We start from the raw sequence: 10,406 nt of genomic DNA on the forward strand, positions 1-10,406 counted from the left end.
GATCGCATCTAATGACTAACAAATTCGAGCGCCAGGTGAAGGGCCTGCTGGGCACCAAGCTCGGCATGACCCAGGTCTGGGACGAGGACGGCAAGTTCGTGCCCGTCACCGTCGTCAAGGCTGATTCTAACGTTGTTACCCAGATCCGTAACCAGGAAACTGACGGCTACGAAGCTGTTCAGATCGGTTTCGGTGCAATCGACTCTCGCAAGGTTACCAAGCCCCTGGCTGGTCACTTCGAGAAGGCCGGTGTTACCCCCCGTCGCCACATCGTCGAGCTGCGTACCGCAGATGCTTCTGAGTATTCCCTCGGTCAGGAACTGACCGTTGAGCTCTTCGAAGCAGGCCAGAAGGTCGACGTCGTTGGTAAGACCAAGGGTAAGGGCTTCGCAGGTGTTATGAAGCGTCACGGCTTCAAGGGTGTTGGCGCGTCTCACGGTCAGCACAAGAACCACCGTAAGCCCGGTTCCATCGGTGGCGCATCCTACCCCGCACGCGTGTTCAAGGGTATGCGCATGGCTGGCCGTATGGGCGCAGCACGTCACACTACCTTGAACCTGACTATCCAGGGTGTGGACGCAGAGAACAATGTCCTGCTGATCAAGGGCGCAATCCCCGGTCCCAAGGGCGGCGTTGTTCTGGTTCGTACCGCTGTGAAGGGAGCCTAATACATCATGGCTGTTAAGACCCTTAAGGTAGACCTGCCCGCAGAGATTTTCGACGCGCAGGCATCCGTGCCCCTGCTGCACCAGGTTGTCGTTGCACAGCTCGCTGCTGCACGCCAGGGCACCCACAAGACCAAGAACCGCGGCGAGGTTTCCGGTGCAGGCCGTAAGCCCTTCAAGCAGAAGGGTACCGGTAACGCACGTCAGGGCTCCATCCGTGCACCGCACATGACCGGCGGTGGCGTTGTTCACGGTCCGACCCCGCGTAACTACGCACAGCGCACCCCCAAGAAGATGATCGCCGCTGCACTGCGCGGTGCTCTCTCCGATCGCGCTCGTCACGACCGCGTCCACGTTGTCGAGAACTTCATCTCCGGTGAAATCCCCTCGACCAAGGCTGCAAAGGCTGCATTCGCAGCTATCACCGAGCGCAAGAACATCCTTCTTGTGATTGCTCGTGCAGAGGACGTTGTGGCTCTGTCCGCACGTAACCTGGAGAACGTTCACGTTCTGTACGCAGATCAGCTCAACACCTACGATGTGCTGGTTTCTGACGACGTGGTCTTCACCAAGGCAGCATTCGACGCATTCGTTGCTGCAGCTCAGAAGAAGGAGGGCGCTAAGTAATGAGCGTTTCCACCAAGTCTGTATACGACGTGATCATCGCTCCCGTCGTTTCCGAGAAGAGCTACGGTCAGCTCGACGAAGGTAAGTACACCTTCGAGGTCGCTACCGATTCCAACAAGCTGGAAATCAAGCAGGCCATCGAGAAGATCTTTGACGTCAAGGTTGCTTCCGTCAACACCATCAACCGTCAGGGCAAGCGCAAGCGCACCCGTTTCGGTTGGGGCGCTCGCAAGAACACCAAGCGTGCGATTGTGACCCTCAAGGAAGGCACCATCGACATCTTCGGCGGTCCGCAGGCATAAGCCCCGCGGAGACCACTTTAACGAAGGAAGAAATATCTAAATGGGTATTCGTAAGTACAAGCCGACGACCCCGGGTCGCCGCGGTTCGAGCGTTGCTGATTTCTCCGAGATCACCCGCTCCACCCCGGAAAAGTCCCTGCTTCGTCCGCTTCACAAGACCGGCGGCCGTAACAACACCGGTCGCATCACCACCCGTCACAAGGGTGGCGGCCACAAGCGCCAGTACCGTCTGATCGACTTCCGTCGTCACGACAAGGACGGCGTGAACGCACGCGTTGCACACATCGAGTACGATCCCAACCGTACCGCTCGCATCGCACTGCTGCACTACTTCGATGGTTCCAAGCGCTACATCATCGCTCCGAACAAGCTCGCTCAGGGCGACATCGTCGAGTCCGGCCCCGCAGCTGACATCAAGCCCGGTAACAACCTGCCCCTGCGCAACATCCCCGTTGGTACCGTGATTCACTGTGTCGAGCTCCGCCCCGGCGGCGGCGCAAAGCTGGCTCGCTCCGCAGGTGCTTCTGTACAGCTGGTTGCTAAGGAAGGCAAGTACGGTCAGCTCCGTCTGCCCTCCGGCGAAATCCGCAACGTGGATGTTCGCTGCCGCGCAACCGTTGGTGAAGTTGGCAACGCTGAGCAGTCCAACATCAACTGGGGTAAGGCAGGCCGTAACCGCTGGAAGGGCATCCGCCCGACCGTCCGTGGTGTGGTCATGAACCCGGTTGACCACCCGCACGGTGGTGGTGAAGGTAAGACCTCCGGTGGTCGTCACCCGGTTAACCCCAACGGTAAGCCCGAGGGTCGTACCCGCCGTCCCAACAAGGAAAGCGACAAGCTCATCGTTCGTCGCCGTCGTACTGGCAAGAAGCGCTAAGGAGCCTGAAACATGCCTCGTAGTTTGAAGAAGGGCCCTTTCGTTGATCAGCACCTCTACCTGAAGGTTGCAGCTCAGAACGAGAAGGGCACCAAGAACGTAATCAAGACTTGGTCGCGTCGCTCGATGATTATCCCCGACATGCTCGGTCACACCATCGCAGTGTACGACGGTCGCAAGCACGTGCCGGTGTTCATCACCGAGTCGATGGTTGGTCACAAGCTCGGTGAGTTTGCTCCGACCCGCACTTTCCGCAGCCACGTGAAGGACGACCGTAAGGGCAAGCGTCGCTAATCGGTTCACACCGATAAGCTAACGTTTCCCTTTCGGCAATAGACGAAAGAGAGATAGGCAATGGAAGCCAAGGCATCAGCGCGTTTCGTTCGCGTTACGCCTATGAAGGCCCGCCGTGTCGTCAACCTGATCCGTGGTAAGCAGGCGGAAGAGGCTCTGGCGATTCTGAAGTTCGCCCCCCAGGCAGCTTCGGAACCGGTATACAAGATCGTTGCTTCGGCAGTAGCTAACGCTCGTCAGAAGGCAACCCAGCAGGGTCTGCCCTTCCGCGAGGAAGAGCTGTTCATCAGCGAAGCATTCGTGAACGAGGGCCCGACCATGAAGCGCATTCAGCCCCGCGCTCAGGGTCGCGCATACCGAATCAACAAGCGCACCAGCCACATCACCGTGGTAGTTGCTACCCCGGAGAAGGAGGAGGACCGCTAAATGGGTCAGAAAATTCACCCGAACGGTTTCCGACTGGGCATCACCACTGACCACGTCTCCAAGTGGTTCGCTGATTCCAACAAGCCCGGCGAGCGTTACGCTGACTTCGTCCGCGAGGACGTAAAGATCCGCGAGCTGCTGGCTAAGAACCTGGATCGCGCAGGCGTTGCAAAGGTCGAGATTGAGCGTACCCGTGACCGCGTGCGTGTGGACATCCACACCGCTCGTCCCGGTATCGTGATTGGCCGCCGTGGCGCAGAAGCAGACCGCATCCGCGGCGAGCTCGAGAAGCTCACCAACAAGCAGATTCAGCTGAACATCCTCGAGGTTGCTAACCCCGACCTCTCCGCTCAGCTGGTTGCACAGAGCATCGCAGAGCAGCTCGCATCGCGTGTTGCATTCCGCCGTGCAATGAAGAAGGCAATCCAGTCCGCACAGCGTGCAGGCGCAAAGGGTATCCGTATCCAGTGCTCCGGCCGTCTGGGTGGCGCTGAAATGTCCCGTTCCGAGTTCTACCGCGAAGGCCGTGTGCCCCTGCACACCCTGCGTGCGAACATCGACTACGGCTTCTTCGAGGCTAAGACCACCTTCGGTCGCATCGGCGTGAAGGTCTGGATCTACAAGGGCGACCTGACCGACAAGGAGCTGGCAGCTCAGCAGGCAGCAAACAACCGCCGTGGCAACCGCCGCGATGGTGACCGCCGCCGCCAGGGCAACCGTGGTCCTCGTCGCGAGCGCCGCAACGAGAACGCTTCGGCAAAGGTCGAGGCCAAGACTGCAGAGAACGGTGAGGCATAAATGCTTATTCCCCGTCGAGTAAAGTACCGCAAGCAGCACCACCCCAAGCGTAGTGGTCTCGCAAAGGGCGGCACCGAGGTTAGCTTCGGTGAGTGGGGCATTCAGGCCCTGTCGCCCGCATACGTAACCAACCGCCAGATTGAGGCTGCACGTATCGCAATGACCCGTCACATCAAGCGTGGCGGTAAGGTCTGGATCAACATTTATCCCGACCGTCCGCTGACCAAGAAGCCCGCTGAAACCCGTATGGGTTCCGGTAAGGGTTCGCCCGAGTGGTGGGTCGCAAATGTCAAGCCGGGTCGAGTCATGTTTGAACTCTCCGGTGTGTCCGAAGAAGTGGCTCGCGAGGCAATGCGCCTGGCAATCCACAAGCTCCCGATGAAGGCACGTGTTGTGCGTCGCCGCGAAGGTGGTGAATAAGCGAGATGGCAGTAGGATCCAAGGACCTGAGCATCGATAAGCTCGCAGAGCTCTCCAACGAAGAGCTGGCTGCAAAGCTGAGCGAAGCGAAGAAGGAACTCTTCAACATCCGCTTCCAGGAAGTCACCGGTCAGGCTAACGCAGGTCGTCGCCGCACTATCAAGCGCGACATCGCACGTATCTACACCGTGCTGCGTGAGCGCGAGCTCGGTATTCGTCCCGCAACTGAAGGTGAGTCCAAGTGAGTGAAGTAAAGAACGAAGAGCGCGGCTACCGCAAGACCCGCCGCGGCTACGTTGTCTCCGACAAGATGGACAAGACCGTTGTCGTCGAGGTCGAGGACCACGTGAAGCACGCACTGTACGGCAAGGTCGTTCGCCGTAGCTCCAAGATCAAGGCACACGATGAGCAGAACGCTGCTGGCATCGGTGACCTCGTTCTGATTGCAGAGACCCGTCCGCTGTCCGCTTCCAAGCGCTGGCGTATCGTGGAGATCATCGAGAAGGCTAAGTAAGCCCTTTTCATGACTCTCTGCTAGAGCAGTAAAAGAGCCCCTCTCCTACTTCGGTAGGAGAGGGGCTCTTTGCGTTTAACCTTTGTTCAGGAAAAACTAGGGCGGGCGCCCTATGGCATGGGCTAATAACAGACGCTAAGACAACATTTGTCATAAATGTCTTGATATGTCATACGAGAAAGCAATATTTTTCTCTCGCGTTGATGGCGCAGTCCATAAGTAGACGCTGCTAGAGAAGAAAACGCATGTGGAGGCGGAATTAGGGCGAAAAAATGAAAAGTAATACGTGAGTAAGGCGCCTGGGGACTGCGGAATCCGATGAGCAGCACTTGAAAACAACCTGATTAGGGACTTATTATCAACTTTATAGTTGCTTAGCGTAACCTTGCCTAATAATCAGTCGGGTGGCTTTGCACCTTCCGGAGGTTGCACGACCTTTGGAGAAGTACCACTACACATCATCGAGGATCATCATGACTTCTTCGCCCAAGCCCTCACGTAAGCTGCTCGCCATTGCTGGCGCACTTTCCGTTGTTGCAGGCTCTTTCGCTGCCGTTCCTGCTACCTTTGCGGCAAACGTCTCCGCATCCGTTCCCGGCGGGAACTCCCAGAACTCCACTGAGGAATGCCGCCACATTGCAGTGAGCGCTACCCAGTACCAGGGCCTGCCCGGCCAGTACCAGCTGGCATACTCGGCCGCAACCTCCTCCCTCTACACTTCCTTCTCCTCCGGACGCCCGCCGATTCTGACCGGTGGCGTCGGCACCTGGAACGTTGCATCCACCCCGAGCCTTGCTACTGTCTACCAGTTCCCGACCACGGACTTTATTGCACGTGGCGCTACCGCACCGACCGGCAAGCAGATTGAATCTCCCTACGGTATTGCCTACGACGAAGCAACCGGATACGTATGGGTGACCCAGACCCGCGTCAACAAGGTATCTGTCTTCGATCCCGCGACCAACAAGATTATCTGGAGTAGCGCAGAAGGCGACGTTAACCACCCCCGCGAGGTACGCATCGACCCCTCTAGCGGCAAGGTCTTTGTATCTGGCTCGGGCGGCATTAGTGTCTTCGACACCACCCTGCACGCCCTGGTCAAGAAGATTGAATTCACCGACGCCAAGGGCGAATCTGACATCGCAATGAACATGCACGTAGACTCCGCTGATGGCAAGCTCTACGTACCCTCCTTGAGTGCCGGCACCGTGAAGGTGATTGACACCAAGAGCTACGAGGTTGAGAAGACCATTCAGCTGCACAAGGAAAATGCTGAAGCTACTCTGAACCCCTCGGACGTCACTATCGACAAGTCCCTGAAGGAAATCTACGTCAGCACCCAGGGTGACCGTAAGGGCACTAACTCCGGTATCACCGTCTACGACCTGGAAACTGGTGCCTACAAGAAGACCATTCCTTTCGGCAACCAGGCCCTCGCTCTCGCCTCCGACGAAGCCCGTGACCTGCTGTACGTGACCGATTACGGTACCGGCAACGTCGGCGTTGTTGACGCACGCACCGGCACCGTTGTGTCTCAGGTGTCCACCGGCGCAACTAGCGGTGCGAATGATGTTCTGGTCACTGCAGACGGTAGCGTATACGCTGTAGCACGTAGCGTCGAAGGCGCTTCCGCTATCGAAACCGACTACACCATCGATAAGACCACCGGTGAATACCGCACCTCTAGCACCGAGCCTAAGGGCAAGGACAACGCAGATTCCCCGATTACCCCCGGCGTCATGGTGAAGATCAACACCACCGTTGAAACTGCCGCGAAGCCGGCAGTGCAGACTGCTTCTGAAGAGCTGGTGAAGACCTATGCCGACGGCGCTAAGCTCTACGCAGTGAAGGACTGGACCACCGGTGAAACCCTGAAGCTGCGTGGTGAAGGTTTCAAGACTCAGGACGGTTCGAAGGGCTCCGTGCTCGCCGTTAAGCTGAACAAGGGTCGTATCTCCGCGAAGGAAGAGCCGAAGTTCAACGGCGTTGAGGGCAACAGCGCAGGTGTTTGGGCGTACATCCAGGCAGATGAAAACGGTAACTTCACCGCTGAACTGCCGTACCCGACCACCGAGAACTCCAACCTGACGGAAAATCTGAAGAGCGGCGATAAGGTATCGGTCTTCCTGCTCTCCGGCTCCATTGTTGAAGGTGACACTCCTCGCGGTGGTGAAGCGCTCTCCGCAACTGTTGCAGAGAAGAAGGCAGACACCGCTGAGACCTGCGCACCGGCAGAAACCACCCAGGTCGCTGCTACTCCTTCTGGCGTGACTACCACTTACCCTGCCGGCACTAAGCTGAGCCTGCCGGATAGCGAACAGCCCACTCCGGCTCCGAGCGAGTCTGCTAAGCCTGAGCCGACCACTCCGGCTCCGAGTGAGTCTGCTAAGCCTGAGCCGACTACTCCGGCTCCGAGCGAGTCTGCTAAGCCCGAGCCGAGCACCCCGGCACCCTCCGAAAGCGCAAATTCCAATGAAGTTGTGCACGAGTACAAGGACGGCGCTAAGGTCTACTTCCCCAAGACTTGGGACGGCCAGAAGCTGACCTTCCGCGGTGAAGGCTTCAAGACTCTGGACGGTAAGGGCTCCGTTATCGCCGTCAAGCTGAACAAGGGCGCTATTTCTGCGAAGGTAGAGCCTAAGCTCGCAGGCGTTGAAGGCAATAGCGCAGGCATCTGGGCATACATCAAGGCGGACGAAAACGGTAACTTCACCGCAACCATCGACCGCCCCACCGTGGCAAACTCTAACCTGACTGAAGAACTGAAGACCGGCGATAGCGTTGCTATCTACCTGCTCTCCGGTTCCCTGACCGAGAACGATAACGTGCGCGGTGGTGTGGCTGCAGAATACACCTTCAGCGTTGACAACCAGGCACCTGCACCGAAGGCATCCGAATCGGCTAATGCACCTGTAACTAACCCCTCTGAGGCGCCTTCCGCACCGGCAGACTCCAAGGAACAGGTAAAGGAAAACGCTAAGGATCAGTCCAAGGCTCCCGCGGATTCTTTGAAGTCTGATGCTCAGAAGAAGGACAGCACTGCACCGAAGACCTCCGGCTCTTCGTCGCAGAACGTCACCTCTTCCAACAACGGCTCCACCGCTTCGAGCTCCTCGAAGTCTTCGCTGGCTAACACCGGTGCTTCGGGCATCGTCGTTGCTGCAGGAATCGGCGTTCTTGCCCTGGTCGTTGGCGCAACCGTGCTGGTAGCACGTCGCCGCAAGGCATAGCCCGTACCCCACGGCAGCCCACGATACTACCGCTTGGCGGTAGCGAAAGAGGTAGAGCGGGATCTGCTAGATATTCAAGAACCCGCTTGACTCTCTGAAACTGCCGATAGGCGCTGAAAGGGGCGGTACCCATCGAACCGATGGGTACCGCCCCTATCGTTTTGCCTATACGTCTGTATTCGAGCGGAAGGCCTAGACCAGGATCAGAAGTAGTAGCGGGGGAGAGCGGAAGAGAAGCGGAGGAAGGGTGAAGCGCACCCTCTGCGCTCGCCCGCCCTTATTTGACGAGTTAACAGCCTGAAGAATGAAGTGCGGGATTCTAACGCCTCAAATACGAAGAAAACCCGCACCGAAGTGCGGGTTTAGTGTCAAAGCGAGGTTCGGTCCCTAGACAAACGGATTAGCGAGGAAAAAGGGACCCAAGAAATCTGTCCGATAAGGACCGAACCTCTTGTTTGACGCATGCGTCTCTTCTATTATGGTACATCTCGCTGATTTTCGCACCTTGAATCGCGATTTTTGCTAAAAAACTTGATTTTTGAAAAAACAACCCTTAATTTCTAAATTTTTAAGCAGATTTTTTCAGAACGCTGTTTTGAGGGGGTCAGAGGTGAAGAAATATTACAAAATCTATGGCTCTGGTCGACTCGATATAAGTCTTTTAGTTCTAGAAGATGCCGATAGTTCTAGATATATGTCTTTTATGCTAATTATGTTTAGATTGTAAAGCTTTCATGGGGTAAATTTGCCCCGCTCAGAGCCGGAGGGGAGAACAGCTCCGGATGCCAAAATATAGGACCTCTTGAGGATGAATTTCGTAGTGCATGGACTGCACTAGAAAAGCCTCAAAATGGTGGGCAAAGCGTAAGATATACAGCAGAAAGCTCCGGATGCTAAGCCCGCAAAATATAAGGTGAGCTAGCCTCCAAACTACACAACTCTGGAGATACTTATGGTTCCCCCTGTCGCAGGAGAAGAGCAGAAGAACGTGCCGGATGCTAAGCGTTTTTCCGTGGATCGTTCCGCGGGACTTGCTGGCCAGTATCAAGTGGCATACAACCCTGAAGAGAACGTTCTTTTTGTAAGTGGAAGCTATAACCACACAAAGACCCACGGCACTCTCTGCGCCACAATTGCTCGCATAAACGCGGATACCCTGCAGATTGAGCAGACGGCTACTCTGCCCGTTATCCCGGAAAATAACCCCGAACTAGCAAACCTCTTCCAGGTTCAAGCTGCCTATGGGTTAGCCGCAGACAATGAACGGGGGCTTCTCTGGACCGGAGGAACCCACACAAACTCGGTTACCGCATACTCCCAAAAGGACCTATCGCGCGTATGGGATTCTCTCGTTCTAGAAGTAGAGATGCTGACTCCGCGTGAGCTATACGTCGCACCCAACGGTGCCGTACTCGTTACCGGAATGGGCGGCTACCAGGTGATTTCTGCACCCACCGCAGAGGGGGAACGTAGGGTTAGCCCCCTTCAAGGGGAAGGCCCTGCCATGCTACTAGGACCCGTAGCGGACGAAAGCCGTAGCCTCCTGTACATCCCGAATATTATGCGAGATGAAATCTGGGTTGTGGATATGAATACCTGGGAGCTTGCACGCAAGCTGCCCGTAATTGGCGGGGAAGACGCCAATACTCCAGTCGGTGTTCACGGTGTGGAGATTGTTTCGACGCGCGGTGAACTATATGTCTCTGCGCAAGGGCGCGAGGGTAAGAATGGCGGTCTGTATGTTCTGAGCTTTGAGGGTGAGCACCTCGCTTATCTTCCGTTCGGAAAGATGCCCACCGATATCTTGCTCGATGCAGAACGTCACCTGCTCTATGTTGCTGATTTCGGTGGCAAGGGGGAGGCGGCAGTTGCTGGTGGCGGAACTATTACCGTCATTAATACGCTCAATCGAGCCATTATTGACACCGTGCAGGTGGCTCCCACCCGCATTAACCACCAGGTCCTGTTGAAGGACGGGAGTGTCATTGCTGTCGATAAAGCAGGAGACTACCCCGCAGCTGAGGTTCCCTACGTGCTGGATGCAAACTCTGGCGAATACTATGAGGCTGCAGAAGAGACTCGACCGGGAGAACCTCCTCGCCCTATCGTTCGTGACGGTATCGCGAAAGTATATATGCCCTAGCTGATGAGTGAAGAGCGACTGAGAGCAGCTGATATATCAACGTAGTGCGTGCCGCGCTCTAGCACTGTGCGTATGTCTGAGAGGTGGGGAGTAGGACCGGGGGGGGGGGG

At 56.6% G+C, this 10,406-nt stretch carries 12 protein-coding genes; all 12 read left to right on the forward strand.

The window, feature by feature from the left end; genetic code table 11:
* Positions 1 to 11 precede the first annotated feature (11 nt).
* The gene (rplC, locus tag HMPREF2765_RS01170; RefSeq protein WP_005504955.1) at positions 12 to 668 is read left to right on the forward strand and encodes a 50S ribosomal protein L3; all 657 of its coding nucleotides are present in this window, start codon (positions 12 to 14) and stop codon (positions 666 to 668) included.
* Between the two features lie 6 nt (positions 669 to 674).
* Entirely contained in the window at positions 675 to 1,292 is a 618-nt protein-coding gene (rplD, locus tag HMPREF2765_RS01175; protein WP_049341134.1) for a 50S ribosomal protein L4, read from the forward strand.
* Positions 1,292 to 1,594 carry a 50S ribosomal protein L23 gene (rplW, locus tag HMPREF2765_RS01180; protein WP_005504959.1) on the forward strand — a complete coding sequence of 101 codons (303 nt, stop codon included), beginning with the start codon at positions 1,292 to 1,294 and terminating at the stop codon, positions 1,592 to 1,594. Before rplD ends, rplW begins: the two co-directional genes overlap by 1 nt.
* 40 nt (positions 1,595 to 1,634) lie before the next feature.
* Entirely contained in the window at positions 1,635 to 2,471 is an 837-nt protein-coding gene (gene rplB, locus HMPREF2765_RS01185) for a 50S ribosomal protein L2 (protein ID WP_005504961.1), read from the forward strand.
* A 12-nt stretch (positions 2,472 to 2,483) separates the two neighbouring features.
* On the forward strand, positions 2,484 to 2,765 hold the full coding sequence (gene rpsS / locus HMPREF2765_RS01190; RefSeq protein ID WP_004005282.1) for a 30S ribosomal protein S19: 282 nt from the start codon (positions 2,484 to 2,486) through the stop codon (positions 2,763 to 2,765).
* A 60-nt stretch (positions 2,766 to 2,825) separates the two neighbouring features.
* A complete protein-coding gene (gene rplV / locus HMPREF2765_RS01195) occupies positions 2,826 to 3,191 on the forward strand; it encodes a 50S ribosomal protein L22 (protein WP_005504964.1) in 366 nt (121 codons plus the stop codon).
* Positions 3,192 to 3,989: a 30S ribosomal protein S3 gene (rpsC, locus tag HMPREF2765_RS01200; RefSeq protein ID WP_005504966.1), complete on the forward strand. Its 798-nt coding sequence runs from the start codon at positions 3,192 to 3,194 to the stop codon at positions 3,987 to 3,989.
* On the forward strand, positions 3,990 to 4,409 hold the full coding sequence (rplP, locus tag HMPREF2765_RS01205) for a 50S ribosomal protein L16 (RefSeq protein WP_005504968.1): 420 nt from the start codon (positions 3,990 to 3,992) through the stop codon (positions 4,407 to 4,409). It begins immediately after the preceding gene.
* A 5-nt stretch (positions 4,410 to 4,414) separates the two neighbouring features.
* Positions 4,415 to 4,654, forward strand: a complete 240-nt coding sequence (gene rpmC, locus HMPREF2765_RS01210) for a 50S ribosomal protein L29 (RefSeq protein ID WP_005504969.1) — start codon at positions 4,415 to 4,417, stop codon at positions 4,652 to 4,654.
* Positions 4,651 to 4,923, forward strand: coding sequence for a 30S ribosomal protein S17 (rpsQ, locus tag HMPREF2765_RS01215; protein ID WP_005508401.1), 273 nt, complete (start codon positions 4,651 to 4,653; stop codon positions 4,921 to 4,923). The genes rpmC and rpsQ overlap by 4 nt, the downstream gene beginning before the upstream one ends.
* Positions 4,924 to 5,396: 473 nt before the next feature.
* On the forward strand, positions 5,397 to 8,153 hold the full coding sequence (locus HMPREF2765_RS01220) for a YncE family protein (RefSeq protein WP_049353343.1): 2,757 nt from the start codon (positions 5,397 to 5,399) through the stop codon (positions 8,151 to 8,153).
* 952 nt (positions 8,154 to 9,105) lie between these two features.
* Positions 9,106 to 10,296, forward strand: a complete 1,191-nt coding sequence (locus HMPREF2765_RS01225) for a YncE family protein (protein WP_049347277.1) — start codon at positions 9,106 to 9,108, stop codon at positions 10,294 to 10,296.
* Positions 10,297 to 10,406 lie beyond the last annotated feature (110 nt).

Origin of the sequence: Rothia sp. HMSC062H08, assembly GCF_001810775.1 — a bacterium.
In the GTDB taxonomy this organism is placed as follows: domain Bacteria; phylum Actinomycetota; class Actinomycetes; order Actinomycetales; family Micrococcaceae; genus Rothia.